Annotated in this window: 17 protein-coding genes; 12 read left to right on the top strand and 5 right to left on the bottom strand. The window is 64.4% G+C overall.

Annotated features, from left to right (window positions below):
* Nucleotides 1-27: 27 nt before the first annotated feature.
* Nucleotides 28-3,399 carry a laminin gene (locus tag OPIT5_08560; GenBank protein ID AHF90248.1) on the bottom strand — a complete coding sequence of 1,124 codons (3,372 nt, stop codon included), beginning with the start codon at nucleotides 3,397-3,399 and terminating at the stop codon, nucleotides 28-30.
* 309 nt (nucleotides 3,400-3,708) lie between these two features.
* Nucleotides 3,709-6,930, bottom strand: a complete 3,222-nt coding sequence (locus tag OPIT5_08555) for a glycine dehydrogenase (protein AHF90247.1) — start codon at nucleotides 6,928-6,930, stop codon at nucleotides 3,709-3,711.
* Nucleotides 6,931-7,188: 258 nt separating this feature from the next.
* Here OPIT5_08555 and OPIT5_08550 point away from each other — a divergent pair, with 258 nt between their 5' ends.
* Together OPIT5_08550 and OPIT5_08545 are read left to right on the top strand one after the other, a co-directional pair.
* Entirely contained in the window at nucleotides 7,189-8,103 is a 915-nt protein-coding gene (locus tag OPIT5_08550; protein AHF90246.1) for a nucleoside-diphosphate sugar epimerase, read from the top strand.
* A gap of 101 nt (nucleotides 8,104-8,204) precedes the next feature.
* Nucleotides 8,205-9,317, top strand: a complete 1,113-nt coding sequence (locus tag OPIT5_08545; protein ID AHF90245.1) for a LacI family transcriptional regulator — start codon at nucleotides 8,205-8,207, stop codon at nucleotides 9,315-9,317.
* A gap of 2 nt (nucleotides 9,318-9,319) precedes the next feature.
* Here the strand turns inward: OPIT5_08545 and OPIT5_08540 are convergent, their stop codons facing one another.
* The gene (locus tag OPIT5_08540; GenBank protein AHF90244.1) at nucleotides 9,320-9,583 is read right to left on the bottom strand and encodes a hypothetical protein; all 264 of its coding nucleotides are present in this window, start codon (nucleotides 9,581-9,583) and stop codon (nucleotides 9,320-9,322) included.
* A complete protein-coding gene (locus tag OPIT5_08535) occupies nucleotides 9,576-9,779 on the bottom strand; it encodes a hypothetical protein (GenBank protein ID AHF90243.1) in 204 nt (67 codons plus the stop codon). The genes OPIT5_08540 and OPIT5_08535 overlap by 8 nt, the downstream gene beginning before the upstream one ends.
* 406 nt (nucleotides 9,780-10,185) lie before the next feature.
* Between OPIT5_08535 and OPIT5_08530 the strand changes: the two genes are divergently transcribed.
* The 10 genes from OPIT5_08530 (at nucleotide 10,186) to OPIT5_08485 (ending at nucleotide 25,236) form a co-directional block, all read left to right on the top strand.
* A complete protein-coding gene (locus OPIT5_08530) occupies nucleotides 10,186-11,688 on the top strand; it encodes an autotransporter (GenBank protein AHF90242.1) in 1,503 nt (500 codons plus the stop codon).
* A gap of 45 nt (nucleotides 11,689-11,733) precedes the next feature.
* Entirely contained in the window at nucleotides 11,734-12,390 is a 657-nt protein-coding gene (locus tag OPIT5_08525) for an N-terminal cleavage protein (protein ID AHF90241.1), read from the top strand.
* A 20-nt stretch (nucleotides 12,391-12,410) separates the two neighbouring features.
* The gene (locus tag OPIT5_08520) at nucleotides 12,411-14,978 is read left to right on the top strand and encodes a hypothetical protein (protein AHF90240.1); all 2,568 of its coding nucleotides are present in this window, start codon (nucleotides 12,411-12,413) and stop codon (nucleotides 14,976-14,978) included.
* 76 nt (nucleotides 14,979-15,054) lie between these two features.
* Nucleotides 15,055-17,919: an FAD dependent oxidoreductase gene (locus OPIT5_08515; GenBank protein ID AHF90239.1), complete on the top strand. Its 2,865-nt coding sequence runs from the start codon at nucleotides 15,055-15,057 to the stop codon at nucleotides 17,917-17,919.
* Between the two features lie 172 nt (nucleotides 17,920-18,091).
* Nucleotides 18,092-19,201: a hydrolase GDSL gene (locus tag OPIT5_08510; protein AHF90238.1), complete on the top strand. Its 1,110-nt coding sequence runs from the start codon at nucleotides 18,092-18,094 to the stop codon at nucleotides 19,199-19,201.
* A 70-nt stretch (nucleotides 19,202-19,271) separates the two neighbouring features.
* A complete protein-coding gene (locus OPIT5_08505) occupies nucleotides 19,272-22,139 on the top strand; it encodes a hypothetical protein (protein ID AHF90237.1) in 2,868 nt (955 codons plus the stop codon).
* A gap of 82 nt (nucleotides 22,140-22,221) precedes the next feature.
* Nucleotides 22,222-22,560 (top strand): hypothetical protein, encoded by a 339-nt coding sequence (locus OPIT5_08500; GenBank protein ID AHF90236.1) that lies wholly within the window; start codon nucleotides 22,222-22,224, stop codon nucleotides 22,558-22,560.
* Between the two features lie 36 nt (nucleotides 22,561-22,596).
* A complete protein-coding gene (locus OPIT5_08495; GenBank protein AHF90235.1) occupies nucleotides 22,597-22,845 on the top strand; it encodes a hypothetical protein in 249 nt (82 codons plus the stop codon).
* On the top strand, nucleotides 22,845-23,258 hold the full coding sequence (locus OPIT5_08490) for a DNA-binding protein (protein ID AHF90234.1): 414 nt from the start codon (nucleotides 22,845-22,847) through the stop codon (nucleotides 23,256-23,258). Before OPIT5_08495 ends, OPIT5_08490 begins: the two co-directional genes overlap by 1 nt.
* A 166-nt stretch (nucleotides 23,259-23,424) precedes the next feature.
* Nucleotides 23,425-25,236, top strand: coding sequence for a signal peptidase (locus OPIT5_08485; GenBank protein AHF90233.1), 1,812 nt, complete (start codon nucleotides 23,425-23,427; stop codon nucleotides 25,234-25,236).
* Nucleotides 25,237-25,451: 215 nt separating this feature from the next.
* Here OPIT5_08485 and OPIT5_08480 read toward each other — a convergent pair whose 3' ends face one another.
* Nucleotides 25,452-26,780 carry a hypothetical protein gene (locus tag OPIT5_08480; GenBank protein AHF90232.1) on the bottom strand — a complete coding sequence of 443 codons (1,329 nt, stop codon included), beginning with the start codon at nucleotides 26,778-26,780 and terminating at the stop codon, nucleotides 25,452-25,454.
* Nucleotides 26,781-26,905 lie beyond the last annotated feature (125 nt).

The raw sequence follows: 26,905 nt of genomic DNA, 5'->3' as shown, positions 1-26,905 counted from the left end.
TGGATCCTTGTAGTTGTCGGGTTGTGACTACTCCACCTCGCCGGCGGAGAGGAATACGTATTCGCGGTAGCGTTGCCACACGTCCGGGTCGCGGAGCGTGGGACCGACGGGTTCGGTGGTGGCGGCGGGAGGCGGATGAACGGGCGTGAGCGTGGCGTCGGAGCCGACGGCGAAAAAGGCGGTGTCGTGCGCGGGGATGGTCACGGTGCGGGTGATGTTTGTCGTGAGAGAAATAGTCACCGTGCGGGGTTCGGCGGCGTGGTTGACGGCGACGAGTACCTGGTCGCCGGGCTTGCCGATAAGGCCGGTCTCCACGTCGAGCGCAGCGGCTCCGAGCGTGGGCCGGGTGCCGAGGAAGTCGGCGAGGGTCTGGCCGAAGTCGGCGGCGTCGAGCTTGGCGAGGGTCCAGGCAGTGTGGGCGATGCCGGCGCGGGTGAGTTTTTCGCGGATTGCGCCGGGAGCGGGAGCGTCGGGGATTTCGATGAACGCGAGCCGTCCGCCGCGTTTCACGAAGCGGGCGAGGGCGGCGGTTTCGTCATCCTCGAGGGAGAGCGGATCGGGAAGGACGAGGGCGGTGATTTCAGGATGGGTATCCAGTTCCTCGATGCGAAGGAGCCAGCGGGGAGAGAGGTTGCGGCGGAGGAGTTCCCGGTGAGGGGTGACGATGGCGGCATTCCAGTCTTCGCGGTCGTCGCCGATGGTGTAGAGGGCGCGGGGGAGGTGGATGGCGAGGGGCGAGGCGGCGGGGGGCGTGGCCTGGGCGCGGTCGAAAAGGGCGTTCCAGGCGGCGTTGGCGCTGCGGATATCGGGCAAAACTTCGGGCCACATCGTGCGGCCGGCGGTCCGGTTGTCGGGGCGCTCGAACCAGGCGAAGCCGGCAAAGTCATCACGTTCGTTGTATCCGTACTGTACGGGCAAGGCGCGGCGAAGGAGCATGCTGCCGACGAGCTCGCGCTTGGTCCAGGGATAGCGGGCGGGGAGGTTGTTCTGGCGGCCGACGAGGTAATGGATAAAAATGGGGCGGCGGGTGGTGCTGGGCATGTCGCGGGCGAGGTCGAGGTCGGCGAGGACGCTGTAGATGCCGAAACGGTGGGTTTCGGTGGCGACGAGGTCGGCCCAGTCGTAATTGCGCGGATCGAGCCCGCGGCGGCCGACGCTGACGTAGGATTTGCCGACGGACTGGACGAAGTTGTGCTGTTTGAGCAGGACGGCGATCCAGGCGTCGGGGACGGTCTCGCGGATGATGCGGGCGACTTCTTTTGTGCCGTTGGCGACGTATTCGCCGCGGAAATCCTGCCAGGCGGCCCAGTCGGGGTCGGCGTTGGTTTTGTTTTTGCGTGGAGGTTCGGGCCAGCGGACGGAGCCGAGATTGCGTTGCTGCCAGTCGGTCCAGGCGGCGCGGGCCCACGCGTCGTAGCTGGCGACGTGGCCTTCGAAGAGGTCGAAGAAGAAGGGCGACCAGAGGAGGAAGACGGGATGGAGTTTGCCGTCCTCGCCGCGGACGCGGAGGTAGGCGGGGGTTTCGACAAAGTGGCGGGCGAGGTCGCGCCAGATTTCGCGGAAACGGTCCTGGGTTTGCGGAGCGAAGAGGACGGGGCTGGACATCCATTTCGGGTAGCGGGGCGCGCCGATGGGTTGCCCGGAGGAATCTTCCATCAACGGGAGGTCGCTGTAAAAATCTTCACCGGTGAAGAGCTGGAGGCGATAGACGTTGAAAGCAGCCTGGAGGCCGTGATTGCGGAAGAGGTCGAATTGCCAGGTCTGGGCGGTGTTGAACTGGGCGTTGTCGCGGAGGCCGAGGCGGAGGGAGTTGAGGTTGATGGAAGAGTCGAGGTCCTGGAAGGTGGCGGTGAAGCCGAGTTCCTGGAGAAGGCGGGCGTCGGCGCGGATGGTGTCGGGGAGGTCGCGGACGCGGCGCGAGTAGTAGATGATGCCATTCCAGGGGGCGCCGGTGGCGAGACGGTAGGGAGCGATGGTCGCGGGATCGGGCGCGGGAGGCGGCGGCGGGAGCGCGGGGAGTTGCTGGCTGTCTTTCCAGTCGGCGATGGCGGAAGTGTCGCCGAGAGCGAGCTGGACGAGGTTGATGCGGTCGCCTCCGGAGCGGTGCGCACCGCGGAGTTCAATGTCGAGGGCGGCGGCGGAGCGGATGAGGTCGGCGGGAAGGGACGCGGTGGTCAGGGTGTGGAATTGCTTGAAGGTGGTCCGGTCGCGGAGGCCGGGGAACGTGGCGACAGTGCGGCCGTTGACGTCGAGAGTGAGGTCGAGCGCGCCTCCGTTTTCGTTGACGACGATGAGGCCGAGCTGGAGAGGGACGGCGGTCGCGGATGAGGCGGAGAGGGTGGCGCGCGTCGGGGGAAGGGGAATGCGCAGGCGGAGGGTTTGCGCGGCATCGGAGGTGGGGGCGGTGCGGAGGACTTCCTGTTGTCCGTAATACCAGTTGCCGAGCCGCCAGACTTGCGCGGGGGCGGTGAGGGCCGGGCGGGCGGCGGAGCCGGCACGGAGGAGGGTGAGGCCGGGGTGTTGTTCGAGGCCTCCGGACGGTGGCTGGAGTGACATGGTGGCGGTTGATGCGGAGGTGGCGGGCGCGGAGGGCACGGGGGCGGGTTGTTGTTGGCCGGTCAGGGGATTGCGGGGGCCGAACTGGTCGGGGGTGAGGGCCTGGCCGGTGAGACGGATTTGCGCGATCATGCCGGTGAACCCGCGCGTGACGGGTGTGGCGGGAGTGACAGGGTCCTGTTTCATGCCTCCGATCCAGAGAGGGCGGTCGCTGGGGCCGATGGAGGTGTAACCGCCGCCGGCGAAGGTTTTACTGCCCATCCCCTGGTCAACGGAACGCCCGTCGATGAAGAGCTCGATGGTTCCCTGGCGGAGGACGCCGGCGAGGTGGTGCCACTTGCCGTCGTCGAGAGTGCCGCGGGCGAGGGTGGAAACCTGCTGGAGGCGGCCTTCCTGCCAGATGCTGAAGCGGAGGCGAACGCCGTCGGCTTCAGGGAAAAAATCGAGGGAGAACTGGCCCTGTTTGCGGACAACGATGTCGCGCAGCGGAGCGGGGTTGGCGGAGGAAGAGGAGGGGAGGTTGATCCAGGCTTCGACGGTGAGGTTTTCGCGCATGGCTCCGTGGAGGCGGGCATGGGGCGCGGTGGCCGCCTGTTTTCCGTCGAGTCGCCAGGCCGGGACTCCGAAAAAGGCGTCGGGGGCGAGCGCAGGGGCGCCGGTCCAGGAGAGAGGAGCGATACCGCCGAGATCGGGGACGGTTTGCGGAGAGGTGGACGCATCGCCGCCGGCCTGCCACTGGCTGACGGCCGGCACCACGGGAGTTGCGGGATGGGTACTGGCCATGACGAAAACCGGGAGCGCGGTCACGAGGGCGGGCAGGAGTATGGCGGGCGGGAGTCGCATGGGAATGGAGGTGCCGGGAGGCGCAGGCCGGGCGGGCGGCGGCTGACCGTTCGGTGGAATGCGTCGGTTATCCTGCTGCGATCTCTGGCAGGCAAGCAGGGGTATGCGACCAGGCGGCCCTGGATTCAGCCTGTTGAACGACAACGGCGCGAAACGGCGGCTGGCGCCGCGTAAGCGTCCAGCCACGGAGCGGCGGCATTTTTCTGCCAATCCCGCTGCTGACGACGCGACGCGACGCCGGTTCGGAGGGCGAGGCACCGGGCGAGGCGCTGACGCGCCTCGTCGCAGCGGCAAGAATGACGCCGCTCCTCATGAATACGCTTCCATGCCGACGCAGGAGCAGACGAGATGGCGGTCGCCGTGGACGTTGTCCACGCGGCCGACGGCGGGCCAGAACTTGGCCTCGCGCGCGAAGGCGCCGGGGAAGGCGGCCTGCTCGCGCGTGTAGGCGTGCGTCCACTCGTCGGCGCAGACGACAGCGGCGGTGTGCGGGGCGTTCTTCAACGGGTTGTCGAGCTTGTCGGCCTCGCCGTTGGCCACGGCCTGCATTTCGCCGTGGATGGAAATGAGTGCATCGCAGAAACGGTCGAGCTCGGCCTGCGTCTCGCTCTCCGTCGGCTCGATCATGAGCGTGCCGGGCACCGGGAAGGAGAGCGTGGGCGCATGATAGCCATAATCCATCAGGCGCTTGGCAACGTCCTCGGCTTCGACGCCGTGTTTTTTCCAGCCGCGCAGGTCGATGATACATTCGTGGGCGACGCGGCCATTGTCGCTGCGGTAGAGCACGGGGAAATACGGATCGAGGCGGTGCGCGATGTAGTTGGCATTGAGGATTGCCACTTTCGTCGCGTCGGTGAGGCCGGCGCCGCCCATCATGCGGATGAACATCCACGGGATGACGAGCACGCTGGCGGAGCCCCAGGGCGCGGCGGAGACGGCTCCCGTGATTTCCGGGGTGAGAGCAGGGCTGCCGCCGAGAATGGCGGAAAAGGCGGTGGTGGCGTGCGGCGGGGGGAAGGCGGACGGAAGCGGATGCGCGGGGGAGGGGGGGGGAGGGGCAGACGGAGTATCGACCGATCCGATACCATGCAGGCCGTGGCGCGGGGCGACGAGCGGGTGGCCGGGGAGGAAGGGCGCGAGGTGGCGCGCCACGCAGACGGGTCCGACGCCGGGGCCGCCGCCGCCGTGCGGGATGGCGAAGGTCTTGTGGAGGTTGAGATGGCAGACATCGGCGCCGATCAGCGCGGGCGAGGTGAGGCCGACCTGGGCGTTGAGGTTGGCGCCGTCCATGTAAACCTGGCCGCCGTGCGCATGGATGACGTCGCAGATCTCGCGTATCGAGCTTTCGAACACGCCGTGCGTGGAAGGGTAGGTGACCATGAGCGCGGCGAGGCGGTCGGCGTGGGCGGCGGCCTTGGCGCGCAGGTCGGCGACGTCGATATTGCCGCGGGCGTCGCAGGCGACGGCCACGACCTTGAGGCCGGCCATGACGGCGCTGGCAGGGTTGGTGCCGTGGGCGCTGGTCGGGATGAGGCAGATGTCACGCACCGCGGCGGGGGCCGCGGTGCGTGGTAGTTCGGAGTTTGGAGTTTCGGGTTTGGCGTTTTCGCTGTGGTTGCCGGTTGCCTGTCCGGTGGTCCGGGCGGCGTTGGCGGCGTGCCAGGCGCGGATGGCGAGGAGGCCGGCGTATTCGCCCTGCGAGCCGGCGTTGGGCTGAAGCGAGACGGCGGCGAAGCCGGTGATCTCGCAGAGCCAGGCTTCGAGTTCGCGGATGACGCGGGCATAGCCGCGGGCCTGCTCGGCGGGGGCGAAGGGGTGGATGCGGGCAAATTCGGGCCAGGAGACGGGGAGCATCTCGCTGGCGGCGTTGAGCTTCATCGTGCACGAGCCGAGCGAGATCATGGAGTGGTTGAGCGCGAGGTCTTTCGCTTCGAGGCGGCGCAGGTAACGGAGCATTTCGTGCTCGGTGTGGCACCGGTTGAACACGGGGGCGGCGAGAAAGCCGGAGGCGCGGGCATGGGGCGCGGGAAAGGCGGCGGCGGCCTCGATGGCGGCGGTTGCAGAGGGGCCGGAGGGGAGGGCGGCGGATTCGCTGAAGAGAGCCAGCAGCGTGCGCACGTCGGCGAGCGTGGTGGTTTCGTCGAGCGTGATGCCGACGGTGTGCGCATCGACGGGGCGGAGGTTGATCTTGCGGGCCTCGGCGGCGGCGTGTACCCGGGCGGCGGATACATTGCCAACGGTGAGCGTGTCGAAAACAGGGGAGGCCGCGGTGGCATTGAGCGTGACGCCGAGCGGACGCAGGCCGGCGGCGAGGGTTTCGGTCAAAAGTTTGACGCGGCAGGCGATGCGGCGGAGTCCGTCGGGGCCGTGATAGACGGCGTACATCGCGGCCATGACGGCGAGGAGGACCTGGGCGGTGCAGATGTTGGAGGTGGCCTTGTCGCGGCGGATGTGCTGCTCGCGGGTGCCGAGGGCGAGGCGGAGGGCGGGGCGGCCCTGGGCATCGCGCGAGACGCCGACGAGGCGGCCGGGCATCTGGCGCTTGAGGGCATCGCGCGTGGCGAAGTAGCCGGCGTGCGGGCCGCCGAAGCCGGGGGGCACGCCGAAGCGCTGGGCGGAGCCGACGGCGACATCGGCTCCGAATTCGCCGGGCGGACGCAGGAGCGTGAGGGCGAGCAGGTCGGCGGCGACAACGCAGAGGGCGCCGGCGGCGCGGGCTTTTTCGAAGAACGGGGCGAAATCGTGGAGGTTGCCCGCGGTGTCGGGATACTGCACGAGGACGCCGAAGAGGCCGGGTGCGCTTGTGGGATCGAAAGCACGGTGGTCGCCGGTCACGACGGTGATGCCGAGCGGAAGGGCGCGGGTGCGGACGATGTCGAGGGTCTGCGGGTGGCAGCGGTCGGAGACGAAGAAGGCGGGGGCGGCGTGCGCGGCGGGGGAAGCGCGGAGGCAGAGCGTCATGGCCTCGGCGGCGGCGGTGCCCTCGTCGAGGAGGGAGGCGTTGGCGATGTCGAGACCGGTGAGGTCGGTGATCATCGTCTGGAAATTGAGGAGCGCTTCGAGGCGGCCTTGCGAGATCTCGGCTTGGTAGGGGGTGTAGGCGGTGTACCAGCCGGGGTTTTCAAAAAGGCTGCGGAGGATGACGGGCGGGGTGTGCGTGTCGTGGTAGCCGGCTCCGATGAAGTTTTTGAAAACCTTGTTTTGCGAGGCGATGCCGCGCAGTTCGTCGAGGGCGGCGGCTTCGCCGGCGGGGGAGGGGAGGGCGAGGGGCGCGCGGCGGCGGATATCGGCCGGGACGGTGGCGTCGATGAGGGCATCGAGCGTGGGGAAGCCGAGGGCGGCGAGCATGGCGGCGCGTTCGGCGGCGTCGGGGCCGGTGTGGCGGCGGGCAAAGGTGTCGGTCGGGGCGACGAGGTCCTCGAGCGAGGCGGGAGGAGCGGTGCGGCCGGCAGTGGCCGCGGACGCGGAGACGGTGTGACCGGTGATGGCGGGCATGGAGGTGGCAGAAGTCGCGGGAGAAGCGGCGGACATGGGGCGAAGGGAAAAGCTGAAACCTGAAAACTGAAAGCTGAAAACGGACGGAGCGCGACAGCGCGGAGATGGCATCGCCGCAGGCGATGGCCCGCCAGGGCCGACCGAAGCCGGGCGCCCCTTGGGCGGCTGAGGGAGCAAAGCTGAAAACGGACGGAGCGCGAGGAGGAGGTGGTTGCGGCGAGGTTGCCGCTCCATTTTTCCCACACACGCCATTGCATCGGCCGCGGCTTTGGGGTTAAGCGTTCCGGATTCGCTATGAACATCCTCGTTACCGGCGGCAGCGGCAAGATTGGCAAGGTAATTGTCCGGCATCTCCTTGAGACTGGACACGCGGTGCGGTCGCTGGACCGCAGCTATGTGCCGGTGGCGGGAGCGCAGGTGCTGGTCGTGGACATGCGGCAGCCGGAGGCGATCTATGCGGCGATGGAGGGCGTCGATGCGGTGGTGCATTTCGGCAACCACAGCAATCTGGGCCGCGCCCTGCCTCAGGTGGTGCTCGGGGAAAACCTGACGATCAACGCCAATGTGTGCCAGGCGGCGGTGGAGATCGGGATCGAGCGGATGATTTTTGCGAGTTCGGTGCAGGCGATGGCGGGCTGGCCGGGGCCGGAGTTCGGGGACTTGCCGATGCCGCCGCATGCGCTGCCGGTCGACGGCGACACGCCGGCGTATCCGGGAAACTGTTACGGGCTGAGCAAGGCGCTGACCGAGGACATGCTGCGTTATTACACCCGCGTGCATGATTTGTCGGCGGTGGCGCTGCGCCTGCCGATCGTCATTCACGGGCGGCCGAAGAGGTGGCGCGAGTTTCTCACGATGGAGGACGGGGGACGCCGCAAGGAATGGGGCGGCTGGATCTGGACGGAGGACGTGGCCCGGCTGGTGTCGGCGATTCTGGCGAGCGACTTGCCGGGTTTCCGCGTGTATCACCCGAGTGGTCCGTTGCCGGCGGGAACGGCCGGGGCGGAGGAGATCGCGAGCACGTATTATCCGGACGCGCCGCGCCGCGAGCCGGGCAAGCCGCTTTCGTGCCTGATCGACGTTAGCCGGATCACGGATGAAACCGGCTGGAAACCGACGCCGCTGGAAGACCTGCCGGAGCGGGACTGGACGATGTTCGGCAAGAATCAGGGTCCGGGGTCGTCCCGGCCGTCTCGCAGGGTGGGGTGACTGTGAAACGAAGAGGACGGCGCGCAGGAAAAAGGAGGATGGCCGTGCGCCGTGCTTTTTGCGCTTCCGGCTTGCGCAGAATGCGGCACTTTACGTGGTGAATGAGCATCAGCACGCGTGTTTCGTTACGGCAGGTTGCGGCGAAGGCGGGGGTATCGCACTCGACGGTATCGCTGGCGTTGCGGGCGCATCCGAGCATCCCGCCGGAGACGCGCGACCGGCTCCGGGCGCTGGCGGAGGAGATGGGCTACCGGCCGGACCCGATGCTGACGGCGCTCAACGTTTACCGGCAATCGCGCCGCGGGGCGGCGTTTCAGGCCGGGCTGGCGTGGCTGAACGCATTTGCCGAACGCGAGATGCTTCTGGATAACCCGGATTGCGTGCTTTATCGCAAGGGCGCGGAGACTCGTGCTCGCGAGTCGGGTTTTTCGCTGGAGGAATTCTGGCTGCGCGAGCCGGGCATGACGCCACAGAGATTGGCGCAAATCCTGACGAGCCGGCAGACCCAGGGCATCCTGCTGCCGCCGATGCCGGTTTCGGACACGTCGCTTGGCATGCCCTGGGAACGGTTTTCCGTCGTGGCGCTGGGTTATTCGCACAAGCCGCTCTTCCACCTCGTGGCCAATGCCCAGTATCGCGCCACCCGGCTTGCGGTGCGCAACCTGCATCGTCTGGGTTACCGACGGATCGCGCTGTTTACCTGGGCGGAGTATGAGGAACGTTCGGACTGCAATTTTCTTTCCGGCTACACCTGCGAATGTTCGCGGCTGGGTTTGTCGCCGGTGCTGTGCACGGTGGACAGCCAGCTCGACCGGCGGGAGCGCGATGCGGTTTTTTACGAAAACTGGAAACGGCAGACCTGGGCCTGGGTGGAGGAGGAAAAACCGGAGGTGTTGCTGTTGCCCGATCCGACGGTGGCAATCCGTCTGGGCTTCGGGCCGGAATCGGCAGCCGGCTCCGGAAGACGGCGGCAATCCGAAAGATTGCCGGCAGGACCGTGCGGGGGACGTCCGGCCGTGGCGGTGCTGGCGCACTACGCGCAACATCCGTGGTTTGCCGGCATCGACCAGAACGCGCAGCGCACGGGGGCGGCCGCGGTGGACCATCTCATCCACATGATCCAGCGCAACGAGCGTGGCTGCCCCGACCTGCCGTTACGGATACTGGTGGAGGGCGAATGGCGCGACGGGGAGTCGGCGCCGGGCGTGGCGTGAAATCATATTTTTATGATGTCCGTGATGCGTACTTCCCGGCTCGCATGATCTACCCAATAGCTGAACAGGTAGCCATCACAGAGCAGGTTTTCCACCATGCGCCCGGCTGCATCGGTCTCCCGGTAATCGCTTACCTGAAAAGGATGCGCCGCCAACTGGTCGGCAAGATCAAGAACAAGCCTCTGCTTGCGACGGGGCAGGCCAATGACGAAAGCCGCAGCCGCCGAAGACAGGTGGCTTTCGTAATGCCGACGGCGGTCACTCATGACCGAGCTGTTTACGAAGGTCCGCCACGCTTACTTTCTTGCCAGCTGCCATCTCGTTCAGACGGCGGGCGGTTTCTTTTTTCCACGCAGGCGATTCCTGCCCCATCCGAATCAGAAAGGACGACACCTCACGACGCTCCGTCTCGGACAGTCTTACGAGGCGTTGACGCAAATCGAGCATGGCGGAAGCGGTCATGGGGTCACGTTGTCGCTTCACCGCCTGACGGTCAAGCGGGGCTTGCTGCGCAATAATCCGCTTCCAAAGGCCAAAAGGTTCAGCCCGGCAGTTTTTCACGTGGCAGGTAACGGGTACGCCCGGCCCTGGCATCGCGGAGTGCCTTCATGGCTTTGGGATTGGCGAGCAGTTCCATCGTTTCGGCCAAGGCTCCGGAGCGATCGGCGTCTGATCGGTGCACCTGCGGGTTTCCGCTGTCGTGTGGTGCCGGGCATCACGGAGAACGTCTATCGGCTTTACACATTACTCACCACGGAAAGTAACGGGGAATTTGATTTCACCCCGAAACAGGCGCGAGTCTGTAGGTGTGCCGCAAGGCGCATCTGCACCTCAAACACCCGTTGCCACCCGAAACTCCAATCATTCCATGAAAATGAAACCTGCTCATTTGTTCGTCGGTCTCGGCCGATTCCTGCCTGTCGCCGCGATCCTCCTGACTTCGGCAGCGAGTCTTCCGGCGGCAACATTTACATGGAAAGGCTCCGGCACAGCCGATGAGCCGGGTGATGGCAACTGGAGCGTTGCCTCGAATTGGGAGGAAGGCGTGGCACCTGGCGTTGGGACGACGGGTGGGCAGAAGACATTCATCTTTGGCGGCAGCGGCAATATTTCCTACACGTCCAATGACAATGTCCCCTCCAACATCGTCGCCGATACGTCGCGGATGATCGTTAACAAGCTCTATCTGCAGAGCAGTTCGACTGGCACATCAACGATCAGCGGACAGGTGTTATCATTCAGTTACGGAAGCCCCTCCATCTACATGGACGGCAGTGGTGATTTCATCATCAGCAACGGTTATCAATTTGCGCAAACCACCCTGTTTGCCGGAAGTGGCACGGGGACGCTTACTTTCACCGGCATTGCTGGCACCAACGGTACAACCAACGGCGGTAATCTCACCATCAATACCACGAACGCCGCCGCCACGCTGCGTCTGGCCAACAACAGCAACAAATTCGGAACCATTACCCTTACCAGCGGCACGCTCGACTTTACCGAGGCTGGCGCGCTCGATATTGATGACGCCCTGAACATCAATGGCGGGACGTTTCTTTCCTCCAACGGCACGACGCTTGGCGAAGGGAAGGCCAACTTCACGAAGACCATGAACGTCAACGGTGCCTTCACGCTTGGCGGTTCGCAAAACTGGAGCACCGGAACGATGGCCGTTTCGCTCAACGCGGATGTCGCCATCACCGCCAATACCGGTGGCACAACGGGTGCTACCATCGGCGGCGTCATCGCCGACGGCACCAGCGGCAACACCCTGACGATTGCCTCCGGCAGCACCGGCACGCTCACCCTCACCGGAAGCAACACCTACACGGGCGGGACGGTCGTCGAAGGCGGCACGCTCCTCGTCAACAATACCGCAGGCAGCGGAACGGGAACGGGGGACGTGACCGTAAGTGCCGATGCCCGTCTTGGCGGCACGGGAACGATCAGCGGCAATGTGGTTGTCGAGGCCGGCGGCTTGTTCGACGGGACGAACGGGGCTCTCTCCTCGGGCGGGGACCTCACGCTGAATTCCAACGACGTCGATGCGGTCTTCAGCTATAGCCTGGACGCTTCTTACACCGCTTCCATCGGTGGAGACCTTCTCAAGGGTGATGGCAGCACGTTTATTGTGGATTTCTCCGGCACCGGGGCCATCGGTGACACCTACACGTTGCTGACCTTTGTCGGCACCACCGACTTCACCGCATCCGACTTCACCGCGCTCGGGTCCCAGGGTTATTTTTCTGTCGAAAACGGAAACCTCACCTTTACGGTCACTGCTGTTCCCGAACCTGCGCACATCGGCCTGATTCTGGGCCTTGGTGTACTTGCTTCCCTCGTGCTGCGTCGGCAGCATCGACGCGACTGATTTTCAGAATATCCGGAATTTTCCCGTTTTCACCCCGTATTACCCATGCAATTACAATACTTTCGCCGTCGCGGTTTCACCCTGATCGAACTGCTCACCGTTATCGCCATCATCGGTATTCTTGCCGCAATTACCATTCCCGTTGTGAGCAAAGTCCGGAACAGTGCGCGTCGGGTGGAGTGTGTGTCCAACCTCCGCCAGATCATGGCTGCAGCCCATCTCTTCGCCAACGAAAACAAGGGTGATTTCCCGACAACATTCGATGCGGCAGGAGGCATCCGTAACTGGACTAAATATCCTGAACTTACGACTGGTAATGCAGGTGGCCTTATGGACCACCTGCTTCCCTATGTACCCAATAGTTTCAAGATGTTCTACTGTCCGGGAAAAATCGAAGGAACCTATTGCTATGCTACCCAGAATGCCCGGACCGACTCAACCCGATTTCGACAAACGGGATATTATTGGGTATGTACCATCGGTACGAGCCTGGGCCTGACGCCTTCCCTCCCGCAAAATATCAATGGCGAAAGCAAGCGGGTGATGATCAGTTGCCTCAGCAATCTCGGCACACCGGCGTTTCCGCACGATGAACGGATAAACATCGCTTTCGCCGACGGGCACGTCGGCCGATTGCCGGCCAAGAAACAGATCACGGCCGCCAGTGGAGTCATCGACAAGACCACTCTTGTTCTGAAATAGAAAAGAGTACCACTGTCATCATGATATCCTGCGCAAACCGCCGCATGGCGGCAGTTCTGGCTGCGGTCCTTGTTTTCTGTGTCCCGACCACTCACGCCAGCCTCACCCCGGTCGATACCGAAACCTTTTTCGTCACGCCCGGTGAACCCGCCACGCTGCGCTGGAAACTCGACAGGGACGGCATCCCCGCCTCCGCTACCTTCACCCTGAGCAACTACCACGGCACGCCGGTCAACCTCCCCGGCATTCCCGAAACGCTGTCCGTCAAGGACGACCGGGCGGAACTTACGCTGACGTTGCCCGAAGGGTATTTCGAGATCAGCGTGCCGCTCGCCGACAACACCCCTGACTCGCCCCGCCAGACCTTCGGCGTCATGTCGATCGCCGCCTTCGACCGCTCGCAGACCGATCCTTATTTTTGCCTCGACTCCGTGCTCACCTGGCTGGAGCGATCCGCGAAGCAGCGCGTCAGCCTCATCCGCATGATGCGCCGTGCCGGTGTTGCGCTGTCCCGCGAACGCTTCAGTTGGGGCGCCGTCAGTCCCGCCCGCGGGGAATGGAACTGGTCCGAACCCAAGGCCCGTGTCAAGGGCGGCACGGAAGGGCTCCGGAAGATTTACGAAAGGGAGCAGATGCCCGTTCTCGAATGTTTCCACGGGACGCCCAAATGGATGGGGCTCAACAACAGTTATCCCGTCGATCTCCCCGGAGCGACCGACGACATGCTCACCATCGCCCGCCGCTGGCGCCCCTCCTGGGGAGGTTTCGAGGTCTGGAACGAGCCTAACGCCGGGCTCTTTGCCAAAAACCGGGCCATGGACCAATACACCGCCTTCGTCCATGCCCTCGCCTGGGCTTTCGATAACGACGGGCAGGTATTCGGACAAAAAATACCACTGGTGGGCGGATCTTTCGCAGGATACCACAAGAACGCGACGGCCAATGCCTTTCGCAACGATCTGCTCCAGAGTGTCGATGCCCTCAGCTACCACACCTACACGACTCCGCAAAAACTGGAGGCCGGCGTGCGTGAGTTTCGCGACGCCGCCCGGCACACCGCGCGCCCCGGCATCCCGATCTGGATCACCGAAACCGGCAGCCCCTGGACGGGCGGCGTGGATCGCCCCGTTATCGATGAGGATCTGGTCAGCGCATTGAGTATCACGGGAAAAGCGTTTGAAGGACGCGCGACCGGCATTGAACGCATTTTCCCCTTTGTCACGCCGTGGTATGCCGAGGGCAAACGCAACTTCGGCATGGTCGGCAAGGAAGGCACACCGCTGCGTTCCATCGCCACCTACGCCGCCGCCATCCGCATCCTCGCCCATCACGACTACATCGGCGATTTTCGCTTCCCCGAAAAATCCCCGGTCCAGCTTTCCCGTGTATTCACTCTCGCGAATACGCCCGGCGAAGCCCTGCTCGTTCTCTACACCGGCGTTCCGAAAACCGGCGCGACCGTTTCGTTCGATCTGCCCGTGCGGCAACTGCGCGGCATCGACGGACGTCCGCTTGTCCGGGCCGATGAAAAAACCCTGCCCGCCGACGACGGTCTGACCTATGTCTGGCTCGACCGCGCCGTGCTCGACCGCTCCGGACGTCTCGCTACCGAAACCTCCGCCATGGCGCTTTACCGCGAAGCCCGCCAGCCCGACACCGGGCGCCCGCCCGCCTCGCCCGTCATCCTTCAATTCATTCCCGACGAAAAGCGGATAAAATTTGGCACCGAAATCAATGCCATCACCCCCGGCTCTCTCGACGCCATCCCCTTCCGCATCCGGGCCGTGAACCTCGATACCAGGGCGGCGCGCACCGTCACGGTTTCGTTGGCCGCCGGACCGCGCGGCAAGGCCGCCACGCCGATCCCGGGCGTCCCTTCCGAAACCATCACGCTGCCTCCGCGTTCCGGACACGACTTCACCTGGCAAATCGATCTGAAAAAGTTTTTTGACCAGTCGCCACAGGTGACGATCCGCATCAACGGAATCCTGGCCGGCGACGGCCAGCCCGCCATTCGCACATTGTCCGTGGATCTGGCCGCCGAACTTCCGCTCGAAACACTGCGCAAGTTTTACACCAAACGCCTCGAAATCCCCGTCCGCGATGCCGCGAAGTGGAACACCCGATACGTGAGCCGGAAAACCGGCGGCGAGATGCAGGCTGTGCAAAACAAGGATTCCGTCGCCTTCAACATCTCCTTCCAGAAAGACGGGGACTCGACCAGCTACTGGGCCTATCCACGCATCGCCGTGCCGCGCACCGGAAGCGGCGACGATCTTGACGGCGCCGAGGGCATACTGGTCCGCGCCCGGGTGACCTTTCCCGGCACGATTCGCGCCTTCCTCTGGAAGCGAAACGAGATCGGTTATCTTACCTCGCAATCCCTCATGCCTGCCGATGGTGAATGGCACACGGTCTTCTTTCCGATCGAGCGTTTGGGGCGTGATCGCAGCACCAGCAACGCCTCCGATCCGGTTGCTAAAACCGATCTCGGAAACCTGGTCTCCGTCGCCTTTGGAGTGAACAGCGACCAGCACAGAAACACCGTTGAAATCAGCGATTTTTACATCGTCTGGCCCCCGCAGTAATTATGGTGCCCGGAAAAACACCAAGCCCCTCGCAAATTGCTGCGGGCAGCCCCGGATTCGATCGCTGACATCCATCATGCAACCCGCCACGTCCTCCACTCTTCCCTCCACTCCTTTCCGCTCCGTTTTTGAGCAACCCTTCGACGTCGTTGTCTGCGGTGCCGGCTTCATCGGCTACACCGCGGCGCGCAAACTCGCTGCCGCCGGGCGCAGCGTGCTCCTGGTCGAAACCTCCGGTGATCTCCTCCGGGAAACCACCCGCGCTTTCGAGGATGCCGGAACCGCCGCCGGCGACTCCAGGCTGCCCGGTGCCGCCGGTCTCGAAATCAGCGCCGCCACCGCCCTCGTCCAAAACGAACTTTCCACTCTCCGCCCCCTGCTCTACTCCGCTCCCCTGGCCGTGGGGCTTGCCAGGGATGGACGCATTGCCGCCCTCACGCTCGCCACCAAGAGCGGCCAGCGCACCGTTCGCGCCGTTCACTGGGTCGATGCCACTGAAAACGGTGCGCTCACACGCCTTGCAATTCCCTCCTCCCCCGCCGGACGCTCGCCATCGCGCCGCTACCGCAATCTTTTCCTCCAATCCAGCGACGCCGCACGACTCGATGAAACGGCCGCCGATTTCCGCCAGCGCCATCCCGAAATTGCCTGGAGCCCCACCTGTCTTGCCACCGAGCGCCGACTCCGCTGGTCCGTCGCCAACGACACCCCTGCTTACAAGGACAACATCTCCATCCTCCGCGACCTGCGTGCCAGCATTCCCGACAATACGCTCTTCACCTTCAGCCACGCCTCGCTCGTTGACCATCCCGTTTACGATGAAGCTCCGGCCACCAGGTTCACCTCTCCCCTTCCGGCCAATCTCACCATTCTCAGTCCCGCCTTCCGGCACGACGCCATTGCCACGCCTGCTGACCGCGTCGCCATCGGTCAAAGCATCACCGTGCCGGAAGCCGGTCAGCCTCTCCCCATTTCTTCCGGCCCGGCCACCATTTCCTCCGCCACCAGCCATGCCGGTTACGATGTGGTCGTGGTGGGCGCGGGAACCGCGGGCGCGCATGCCGCCATCGCTGCGGCGCGCGCCGGCGCGCGTGTGCTCGCCATCGATCACACAACCTATCCCGGCGGCGTGGGAACCGGGGGCTGCATTTGCGGTTACTTCCACGGGCACCCCGGTGGACTCCAGGAGGAAATCAACCGCAGGGCAAAAGAAATGAGTTTGCTGCTCACGGGCGTATCCTTCGGAAAAATACCCAGGTGGAATTACGAGGCGAAGAAATATGTGCTCCTCGAAATGTTTGCCGAGGCCGGCGTCACCTTCATCGGCGATGCGCTCCTTTGGTCCGCCGAAACCCGGCCCGTCCAGGGCGACGGGGCTGGCTCCGGCAATAAAACCGTCACCGCCGCCCTCGCCGTCATCGACGGTCGCTCCGAGCGTATTCCCGCCGCCGCCTTCATCGATGGCACGGGCGATGCCGACCTCGCCATTCAGGCAGGGTCCGACTTCATCGAAGGACGCCCCGGCGACGGGCGGACGCTCGCCTACAGCCAATCCATTCTCAGCGTCAACCGGCACGCCGACGGACGCGCCCAGGTCGTCTCATGCAATTTTGATGCGGGCTGGTGCGACCCCGTGAACCCGGAAGACCTCACCCGCGCACGCATCCACGCCATCTCCCAACACTTCGCACCCGTTCTGGCCGGCAAGGTCACCCCCGTCGCTTTCGCGCCGCTCATCGGGCTGCGCCAGTCGCGCCACATCGTCGCCGACCGCCAGTTGACCCAGGCGGACATGGTCCGTGGCGCGCGCTTCGACGACTCCATCGGAGAAACAGATACCGTGGGCGATACGCACTCCGCCAACTTCGAATTCGAAAGCGACGACTGTGTATTGTATTACTGGGTTTCCCGTCTCTTCCGCACCCAACAACGCTGCGAACTTCCCTACGGTATGCTTCTCCCCCGCAGACTGGGCAACGTCTGGGTTCCCGGCCGCGCCACCGGTGTCACCGTCGAGGCAGCCTACGGCATGCGCATGCAACGCGACCTGCAACGCCTCGCCGAAGCCGCCGGCCTTGCCGCTGCCCAGGCGGTCCGGCAACAAAACACGCATTCCTCCGGCCAGCCTGCCGACGCCCGCGTCATCGATATCCGCGCCCTGCAAGCTGCTCTCGAAACAAGCGGCGCCAGGACAGGCACTCCCGCTCCCGAGCCGCTCGATGCCGCCGCGCTCCTCGCCGCACTCGACACCGGACTTCCGGGCAAACACCTGTGGCATCTCGCCCAAAACAACAAATACTGCCAGGCTGTGGCCGAACGTCTTCACTCCGCCAACGCACGTGTTTCCTTCTACGCCGCCGCCATCCTTGCCTCGGCCAATCCGGCTGACACGGAATTTGCCGAAGCGATCGAAACCCGCCTGATTCACGCCCTCGCCGACCGCGAAACCGGCCCCACTCCCGATGAACACAAAGTGCCCGGTGCCTTTGGACAAGTCATAGATCTTCCCTTCTGGGCGCTCGCCATTGTCCTCTTGCGCCGCGGTGGCACGGCGCGCTGCCTGCCCGCCTTGCGCGACGCCGCCGACCGCCCGGGAGTGCTGCTTGCCCTGCGCACCATCATCGCCTGCACCCTGGAGCGACTCGCCCGGCGACTCGGCGACTCACCCGAACTCCGCCAAGCGCTCAACGCCCTCGTCACACACGAAATCACCGATGGCATTCAACCTATGTGGCGTTCCAACTGGCCCGCTGTCCACGGCGAACCGCAACAGACACCCGGCAACGACCTCGGTGCGGATACCCGCCAAGACCACACCTGGCAACTCCACCTCGTCGTTGCCCGTGCACTACATGCCATCGGCCAGCCGGCGCATCCCGCCGCCGGGATATTCCGCCATGACTCCCGCGCCATCGTCCGCCGCGCCTTCGCCCAAGTGTGATTGATTTTCCGGGAAAGCTGAAATCTGAAAATTTTTTAACGCCTCACCTATTATGACTCTGTGGTCGTTTCCCGCCCTTTCCCGCCCGTTTTGGCGCCTCTGCGCAGTCCCGGCATGTATCCTTTTGGCCCTCGTTTCATGTCCGGGAATTGTCCGTGCGGATTCCCCTTCCATGGCGGATGGCGACCAGCGTCTCGCCGAGTGCCTTGCCCCCTTCTGGCAACCCGGAATACAGCACAACGAATCCGTCCTGATGTGGGCGCGCGACGGTGAACGCCCGTCCGCTCCGCTCCTTTTTCACGCCGACAAGATTTTGTCCGTCCGCGATTCCTCCCTGCAAATCACCTGGGAGGAGGGGCGCGACTGGATTTACCGGGATGACAAACTCGTGCTTCCCGAGGGTTCCCGCATTCCCTGGATGACCGCCGCCGAGCTTTATCCTGCCGAACCCGGCCCGGACAAACCGCGGACAACCATGCCCCGCCTCTCCGGCGGTTATCTTCTCTTCAGGGAAGGCAACTTCTTCCATCAGCACCAGCTTGCCATCACCTACACCCACCATGCCATACCCCGCTGGGAAGGCCCCGTGCCGCAACTCGCCGCCACCCGTCTCCCGCGCACGCTCGAAAAACTCCGGACCCGGACTCCGCTCACGATCATTGCGTATGGAGACAGCATTACAGTCGGCGCCAACGCCTCCGGCTTCGGAAAAACACCTGCCGCCCCCTTCCAGCCCGTCTGGACCGAACTTTTCCGGCGCTGGCTTTCGCACGTCTACGGATATCGGTCCATTACGCTTCGCAACAAGGCTGTCGGTGGCAAAGGCACCGCGTGGGGGGTGCAAAATGCCGCCAGGGCTCTGGCCCAGGACCCTGCCGATCTCGTCATCATCGCCTTCGGGATGAACGACCGCAGCCTGGCTCCGGAGAAATTCCGCGAGCACACGGTTCGCATGATGGAGGCTGCCCGCAAGGCCAATCCCGAGGTCGAGTTCATCCTCGTGCAATCCATGCTCAACAATCCCGACTGGCAATCGCACGGCAACCTGCCGGCATTCGGCAAGGTTCTGCAAAACCTCTCCGGCCCTGGCGTCGCCTTTTGCGACATGATGGCCGTCCACTCCGCACTCCTCCGGCGCAAGCGTTACGAGGACATGACCGGCAACCACGTCAACCACCCCAACGATTTTCTGATTCGCGCCTACGCCCAGATCGTCGCCGGACAACTCGCTCCGCTTCCCGAGACCACGGACCACTCTGCCAGCCGGTTCGCCGCGCAGTGAGGCCCATCCATTGCCCTGTATTTTCATGAAAGCCACAGTTCCACACATTCCACTTTGCATGACGCGGGTAATGCGTCGCCTGATCATTCCGGCCTCGGCCCTTTTTCTGTGCATGTCGGCGATTTCCGCACCCGCCGCCACGCCCGTTTACGAGGATGATTTTGCGACGCCTTCCGCCGCTGGCACCATCGACCCCGCCAAAGGCAACGGCACCTGGGGACCGGTGACGCTTTTCGGACAAGGCTCCAATCGTGCCGAGTCCGCCGACCGTTTTGCCATTGAGCAAAACGCGCTGACCATCACCGATGCCCGCATGTCGGCCAAAGGTCCGGCCTCGCTCGCCCTCCTCCGGGAGTTTTCCGACGGTGCCGGCCCCTTCCTCATCTCCGTCACCGTCCGTCCCGGCAACACCGCCTGGACCGGCATCAAGTGGGGCCCCCGCCGCCTCGGCAACTGGCCCGATCTCTCCCACGGCGTGGCCGTCAGCATCACCTCCGGAGGACGCTGGACGGTCTGGGCCAACGACAAAAAAATGAAGAACGTCATCGGCGGCGGCCAGATCGTTCCCGCCGACAGCTATCGTATCCATATTGGCATCACGGAACCCGACGCGGAAGGCAAAGGCACGCGCCGCCTCACCCTCTCCGTCAACGACACCCTTGTTCTGTCCGACAAAATCATCGACTACCCCTGGAACCGACATCACCTCGTCCTCCAGGCTCTCGGAAAAGCCGGCACACCCGGCACCGCAACCATCGACGACCTGAGCATCGAGAAGCTCGACGAAAACAACGCACCGGCGACCACCGCAAAAGCCACCGCCGCCAACCTCAACGCCACCGGCATCTGGATCGAAGCCGAGGACGCCATCGCCACCAATTTCCACAGCGGCAAGGTCATCGATGCCCACCCCAACGGCCCATCCGGAGCCCTGTTTCTCCGGGTGCAGACACGCAAGGACCAGCCCAACGTCCCCGGTCCGCCTTATTACGCCAGATACAAGTTTACCATCCCCCCTGCATCCGCCACCGCCAGGTCCTCACCGCCGGCCGCCTGGCACCTCTGGCTCGCCTCCACCCCGCAAAACGCGGGGTGGGCGAGCCCCCTTGCCTGGCGTGTTGAGGGTGGAGAAACGCATGCACTCAAAGGCAGCCGCTGGGCCGGGGCCACTTACGGGAATCCACGCTCCAAAGATTTCGGCTGGGTGTTCGGCTGGGTCCATGCCGGCACGCTCGACAACCTCACGCCTGGCGAACACGAACTCGAAATCCTCGTCACCGATCCCCGCGGAGACGGCTCACAATACGTGGCCTGTCTTGACTCCCTTCTCCTGACCAACGACCCGTCCTTCGTCCCCTCCGGCCCCCGCCCCAAATACTCCACGCAATCCACTTTTGCAGAACTCGTCGCCGCCGCGGGCGGCACCGAGCGCGACCTCGTCGAAAAACTCAATCACCGCATGTATTACGAGCTCATCGGCAACACCCGCGAACAGGTCAGCCAGGAAACGGCCGATTACGTCCTCGCCAAAATCGCCAACCGCCCCTTGCCCGGTCCCGAAGACCGTGCGCCCGATGTCACCGAATTTGGACTGCACGGCATGGAAAAGCCGTTTGTCGTCGTCGGTCGCAATGCCGAAACACCCGAAGTGACTCGCGCCTATGAACTCCTCGCCCGTGCCGGCGTGGACAGCTTCCGCTCCGCCGAGGCCTGCTGGCATCGCATCCATGACCGGTCCACCGACAACGGCAACAAGGCAGACACCCACGCGCTCCATCTCGATTTCACCGATCTCGATTTCCAGGTCGCCAGTGCGCAGCGCTACGGCATGACGCATCTCTTCACGGTCGGTTATCCGCCCGACTCCCTGACCCTTGCCCGCAACAACAAGCTCGCGGCGTGCGATCCACGACACTACGGCCTTTACCGCGAATACCTCGATGTCCTGCTCCGCCGCTACAAAGGCAAGGGCGTCCGTTACGTCGAGCTCGCCAACGAAGTCGATGCCCCTTCGGTCTGGTGGCGCGGCCCGTCAACCCCTGCCCACTACGTGGCGGAGATGAAAATCCTGCGCGAAGCCGTCGATGCCGTCAAACCGGTGCCGGACGAGATGAAAACCGTGGCCTTTGCCGCCACCTATTCCCGCGACAACGAACTCGGCGGCCCCAAGGGCGGACGCCGGTTCGTTACGGAGGCCTTCAACCTGGGGATCGACAAGTACACCGATGCCTATGCGGTCCACTATCTCTCCCGGTTGAAGGAAAAAGACTACCACGACTACTTCCGCAGCGAGATCGCCCGTGCCGGTTCTCCCGATAAACCTCTTCTCAACACCGAGCAGGACGGTCAGCTGTATCCTTACGACGGCGCCAAATCCTTCGCCCGCGTCTTCTTTCTCTACGCCATGCCGCGTATGGATTTTTTCCTCGCCCGCGATTTTTACGAAGGCGGTTACCTGAAACCCCGCGGGCTTTTCGACATCGACTGGCGTCCCAAGCTGCGCCTGCTGACCTACGCCTTCTCCGTGGACGCGATGCGCGGCCGCGAACTCGTCGGCATTGCCCAGCCCGAACCCGGCGTCGAGGCCTACGTCCTGAAACGTCCCGCCGGCTACAAGGGCAAACCGGCCACACCCGGCACCGACACCCTGTATTCGATTGTTCTCTGGAAGAACGATCGCGAGGTCCGGGAACTTCCCGCCGATGCCGAAATTCAGCCAGCCGACGTCACCGGAATGCGCTCCGTGCGGGCGGCGATGAATTGGAATCTTGATCCGATTGCCTGCGACTCAGCCGCCCCTGTTTTTTCCATCGGCGATGCTCCGGTTGCAATCTACACGGACGAACTCCCTTCGTGGAAGTTGCTTTCCCGGGAGCAATACCTGGCCTCATTTGAGGCCGGCAAAACCTCCGCGCCGCTGCCTGGCTCGGTGGAGTAGTCCGTTATCCCTTCAGCAGGATTGGCAATGTGCCGGGATTTGGTTGTAGTCTGCCTGCAGCCGAATTCCATCCCGTCCATTCATGCCTGCCGCGCCGTATCAGCCTCCGCATACCCTTACCCCTGCCATTCTCCGGCTCGTGGCGGAAATCAGCGAGGACATCGGACGTTATTCGGCCACTTCCCAAAACGCCCCGCCTCCGCATCTGCGGCGCGACAACCGCATCCGCACCATCCACGCCTCCCTCGCCATTGAAAACAACACCCTCACGCTGGAACAGGTCACCGCTCTCGTTGCCGGAAAACGCGTCCTGGGTCCGCCACGCGAGATCCAGGAAGTTCACAACGCGATCGACGCCTATGAACACCTCGACCGCTGGAGTGACCCGCATGGCAATGGGCATGGCAATGGGGCCGGTTGACTTTTTTTTTGGGGGGAAGCATAAAGGTATCTTCATATGAGAACGACACTGGACCTGCCTTCTGATGTAACCGCGGCATTGCGCCGTGAATCCGCGCAGCGTGGCGGACGCGGCAAGGCTCCGATGAATCTGCTGGTTGCCGAGGCCGTGCGTCTGGCCTACAATCCGGAAAAAACAAGGCTGCGGGCACGGATTGTCACTCGAAGGGGACGCGGGCTGGTCGTCATGCCAAAAGGAATACGCATCACCTCCGGCGACGTGAATGCCGCGCTGGAGGACATGTAATGAAGTGGCTGCTCGACAACGATGTGTTCTTTGCGGCGGTGAACACTGCCCATGAGCACCACGAAACATCGCGCGCCTGGCTCGATGGCATCAAAGCCGAGGGTTGGGGCGTTTCTGTCGAGACCTTTCTCGCCGCAGTGCGATTGCTGATGAACCCCAAAGTCATGCAAAATTGTGAACTTCCTGCTGCCGAGGCACTGCGGGTGATCCGGGCGGAATTCACCGGCAAGCAAGCCGGTCGGATCGTAAGCGGCGGGGAACCGGAGGATGCTTTTCTCAAAAAGGCGACAGGTCACAAACAGGTCATGGATTTTTATCTCGTGCAAACAGCAATGAACCACGGCGCCCGCCTGGCGACACGTGACAGGGGGACACTGTCTGCCTGGAACAAGGTAGCGTTCAGGGTCGCCTGAAAAAGGTCGTCAACCCGGTCGCGGCCTGCAAAGCGCCCTGTCCGGATTCGGTTGTATCTGTTTGCAACGCGGACGCGCCCCGGCGGCCCCCCGAATGCCCCCCTTCCGGCGTTCCATTCTCTCCCCGGACTTGCCCAACCCCTGCCGCCGCATAGCGTCTGGACCCATGAAGACATTTTTCGCGTCCCTTCTCGGCACGCTCGTGGCCCTCGCCGTGTTTACCTGCGGGACGCTGGTCCTTGCCGTCGTCATGATCGTGGGGCTCAGCATGATCGGGAAAGAGACCATCCGGATCGAACGCGGCTCGTGGCTCGTGCTCAACCTCTCCGGCACCAACCTCACCGACGCTCCTCCCGTCTTCGACAGCTCCTCGCTCGGCCGCCTCCTCACCAGCAACGATCCCGAAGCCATCTCCCTGCGCCTCCTCACCAAGGCCATCCGCACCGCCTCCCGCGACTCCCGGATCAGCGGCATCTACCTCACCGGCGAGTTCACGCCCGCCGGCTATGGCACGGGCTTCGCTTCCCTGCGCGAGGTGCGCCAGGCCCTTGCCGATTTTCGCGATGCGGGCAAACCCGTCCGCGCCTGGTTCGCCGGGCCCGGCACGCTCGAATATTACCTCGGTTCCGTCGCCACCGAACTTTCCGTCGATCCTTTCGGCATCATCCAGATGCCCGGCCTTGCATCGCGCCCCATGTTTTTCGCCGGCGCGCTCGAGCGTTTCGGCATCGGCGTGCAGGTCACCCGTTCCGGCAAATACAAGTCTGCGGTCGAGCCCTTCATCCGCACCGACCTCAGCCCGGAAAGCCGCGAGCAGTTGCAAAAACTCCTCGACGATCTCTGGAGCACGGTGGTCAGCGACGTGGCCGGCGCGCGCGAAATCACCCCTCGCGCCATCCAGGGCGCCATCGACCGGGAGGGGTTGATCACACCCGCGAGCGCGCTCGAAGCCGGTCTCATCCATCGCGTGGCCTACCGGGACGAAATCCTTTCCGAGCTCCAGTCCGCCACCGGCGAGAGCGGCACCACGCCGTTCAGGCAGATCAATATCCGCGACTACACCCGCACCCTGTCCGACCCGAAACTCCACCGGCAGAAAAAATCGCACGGCGCCCGCATCGCCATCGTTTATGCCGAAGGCGAGATCGTGGACGGGGAAGGCGAGCCCGGCGCTGTCGGCGGCGATGCGTATTCGCGCGAGATCCGGTCGCTCCGGCTTGATGACGACGTCGCCGCCATCGTCCTGCGCGTCAACAGCCCCGGCGGCTCTGCCAGCGCGTCCGAGCACATCCTGCGCGAGCTCAGGCTGGCGCGCGAGGTGAAGCCGGTCATCGTATCCATGGGCAACTACGCCGCGTCCGGCGGCTACTGGATTTCGCTCGCGGGCAGCCGCATCTTTGCCGAGCCCTCGACGGTGACCGGCTCGATCGGCGTCTTCGGCATGCAGTTCGATGTGCAGAAACTGGCCAACAACTACGGCATCACCTGGGATGGCGTGAAGACGGCCCGCCACGCCGACGCATTTACCGTCACACGACCCAAGACTCCGGCCGAGATGGCGATTTTCCAGCGGCTGGTGGACTGGACTTACGACGAGTTCCTGCAACGTGTTTCCGCCGCGCGTTCGCTTGAAAAGCCGCGCGTCCACGAGATCGCCCAGGGCCGGGTCTGGTCCGGGCTCGATGCGCTCCGCGTCGGCCTTGTGGACGAGATCGGGGGCCTCTCCGACGCCATCGGCTACGCCGCGAAGGAAGCCGGTCTGGGTGACCGCTACGCGATCGAGGAGGTGCCGTCCACCGTGCCGCTGGCCGAGGCGCTGGCCAACCTGTTTGGCAACTACCGCTCGCCCGAGAGCCGGATTCGCGGTCCTTTCGGCCGCCTTCTTGCCGAGACGCAGACCAGGATAAAATCCCTGGATCGCTACAACGATCCGCGTGGTGTTTACGCCCGCCTCGAGCTCGAGATCGCTCCGCGGTAACACCAAAGCCCCAAAGCCTTCAGATTTTCACACAAAGCTCGCAAAGAGCGCAAAGGATTGCCAGTTACCTTCTTCGCGTCCTTTGCGGCCTTTGTGTAAAATCAAAAACATTCGGGACGCTGGTATAACACCCCGAGGCGGCGGGGCGGCCTGACGTCCGTTCCCCTTGGCCGGCCGGGGGGGGGCGGGGACCGGCTCCATCGCCGCCTTCGGATTCAGTTCGGATTCAGGGTCGCGGTGGAGGCGTCGTCTCCCCCCTCGCGTGCCGGCGGAACGGTTTTGCCATCCGTCGCGCGGACGACGCCCAGAGCGGCCGGTATCAGCCGCTCGCGGCCATCCGAGGGGCGGTTGAGCACCTGCGGCCGGCCCTCGCTCCGGGTCACCAGCGCCGACGAGCCTCCGCCGTCGAAGTTGAGCGCGTCGTGCGCGCCCAGATGCACGAGGTAATCGGTCAGGGTGGTCAGGTTCATCCCGGCGCTCCGTTGCGAACGCCCGTCGGCGACGACCAGCACCACGCGCCGGCCGGTCGCATCCACGCCCGCGGCGCTGCGCGGATGCCGCGTTTCCCAAAAACTGCCGGAGCCGGCCGTACGCCGGCCTGCCGCGATCAGGATCGTGCTGCCCGACACGGCGTCGCGCACGTCCTCCGCGCGGACGCCGTCGGGCAGGCCGGTCAACGTCCAGAAGATTTCGATGCGCTCGCCGGGCCGGGCATCGCGAAAAAACGGCGCGGCCTCGCGGCCGGCGATCAGTGACATTTCATCCGACGCCAGCAATTGCGGCACATGATCGGTGCCGGCGCGCACGGCCGCGATGGCGGCCTCCATGCCGGTCTGCGCTTCCGGCGCCGCGTCTTTCACCCTGCTCCGGCGCAGCATGATTTCCAGCGTGCCGTCCGCTTTCGAAAAAACAGCCGCCGGCTCCGGAGCGCGTTCCCAGGGCGGCCGGTAAAGCACGATATCCGTGTTTCCGGCGGTCGGAAGATTGATGCCGGCCAGCGGCCTTTCCTGTCCGCGAAAAACCACGCGCGCCCGCCAGTCGGGACGCGCGATGAGCACGCGCCCGTCGGCGAGGGCCAGCACGCTCGGGTACAGTTGCGGCATCGGCTCGCGCAGCAACTGCCCGCCGCGCACCACGAGGCCCAGCGGCACCTGGGTCGAGCGAATGTCGAAAAAAGAGGCGTTGATCGCGGCGAGCGTGCCCGGGTTGTCTTCCAGCAACTGCCGCGGCGTGGAGCGCGGGAAGTAATGGCCGGCTTCCCGGCTGGCGCGACGCTGGCCGGTCAGGGTTTCCAGCCGCCATGCCGCCGCCCCCTCGCCCTCGCGCGGGTGCAGATCCACGGCGAGCACCTGTGTTTCCACCCGCAGGCCGTCGCGGTTGCCCTGCGCCTCGATCCGGACGAGCCCCGGGGCGATCGGCGTGGTGGTGATCTTTTCGTCATCGAAAAACCCGCGCGGGTCCGCCCACTCCGCCGCGAAACCCGCGACCGCGACGGCCAGCGAAAACCACAGGGTAACCAATCGGACAGGGCGTAGCGATGACATCACCCCGATAAGAACGCGGTTTCCTTGCGAGGAAAACCGGAAACTCCATCAGACCATTCCGAAAAACTATGTACCCAAGAGCATGATTTCCATATAGCGGTGGCTTGTTTTGAATGGCCGCAAAA

This window comes from Opitutaceae bacterium TAV5, from assembly GCA_000242935.3.
Lineage (GTDB): Bacteria > Verrucomicrobiota > Verrucomicrobiia > Opitutales > Opitutaceae > Geminisphaera.
This window is presented reverse-complemented; position numbering and strand designations above follow the sequence as displayed.

Excerpts from the sequence above, each read along its gene's own strand:
- OPIT5_08560 (AHF90248.1), bottom strand. The coding sequence starts at position 3,399 with ATGCGACTCCCGCCCGCCATACTCCTGCCCGCCCTCGTGACCGCGCTC.
- OPIT5_08555 (AHF90247.1), bottom strand. The coding sequence starts at position 6,930 with ATGTCCGCCGCTTCTCCCGCGACTTCTGCCACCTCCATGCCCGCCATC.
- OPIT5_08550 (AHF90246.1), top strand. The coding sequence starts at position 7,189 with ATGAACATCCTCGTTACCGGCGGCAGCGGCAAGATTGGCAAGGTAATT.
- OPIT5_08545 (AHF90245.1), top strand. The coding sequence starts at position 8,205 with ATGAGCATCAGCACGCGTGTTTCGTTACGGCAGGTTGCGGCGAAGGCG.
- OPIT5_08540 (AHF90244.1), bottom strand. The coding sequence starts at position 9,583 with ATGAGTGACCGCCGTCGGCATTACGAAAGCCACCTGTCTTCGGCGGCT.
- OPIT5_08535 (AHF90243.1), bottom strand. The coding sequence starts at position 9,779 with ATGACCGCTTCCGCCATGCTCGATTTGCGTCAACGCCTCGTAAGACTG.
- OPIT5_08530 (AHF90242.1), top strand. The coding sequence starts at position 10,186 with ATGAAAATGAAACCTGCTCATTTGTTCGTCGGTCTCGGCCGATTCCTG.
- OPIT5_08525 (AHF90241.1), top strand. The coding sequence starts at position 11,734 with ATGCAATTACAATACTTTCGCCGTCGCGGTTTCACCCTGATCGAACTG.
- OPIT5_08520 (AHF90240.1), top strand. The coding sequence starts at position 12,411 with ATGATATCCTGCGCAAACCGCCGCATGGCGGCAGTTCTGGCTGCGGTC.
- OPIT5_08515 (AHF90239.1), top strand. The coding sequence starts at position 15,055 with ATGCAACCCGCCACGTCCTCCACTCTTCCCTCCACTCCTTTCCGCTCC.
- OPIT5_08510 (AHF90238.1), top strand. The coding sequence starts at position 18,092 with ATGGCGGATGGCGACCAGCGTCTCGCCGAGTGCCTTGCCCCCTTCTGG.
- OPIT5_08505 (AHF90237.1), top strand. The coding sequence starts at position 19,272 with ATGCGTCGCCTGATCATTCCGGCCTCGGCCCTTTTTCTGTGCATGTCG.
- OPIT5_08500 (AHF90236.1), top strand. The coding sequence starts at position 22,222 with ATGCCTGCCGCGCCGTATCAGCCTCCGCATACCCTTACCCCTGCCATT.
- OPIT5_08495 (AHF90235.1), top strand. The coding sequence starts at position 22,597 with ATGAGAACGACACTGGACCTGCCTTCTGATGTAACCGCGGCATTGCGC.
- OPIT5_08490 (AHF90234.1), top strand. The coding sequence starts at position 22,845 with ATGAAGTGGCTGCTCGACAACGATGTGTTCTTTGCGGCGGTGAACACT.
- OPIT5_08485 (AHF90233.1), top strand. The coding sequence starts at position 23,425 with ATGAAGACATTTTTCGCGTCCCTTCTCGGCACGCTCGTGGCCCTCGCC.
- OPIT5_08480 (AHF90232.1), bottom strand. The coding sequence starts at position 26,780 with ATGTCATCGCTACGCCCTGTCCGATTGGTTACCCTGTGGTTTTCGCTG.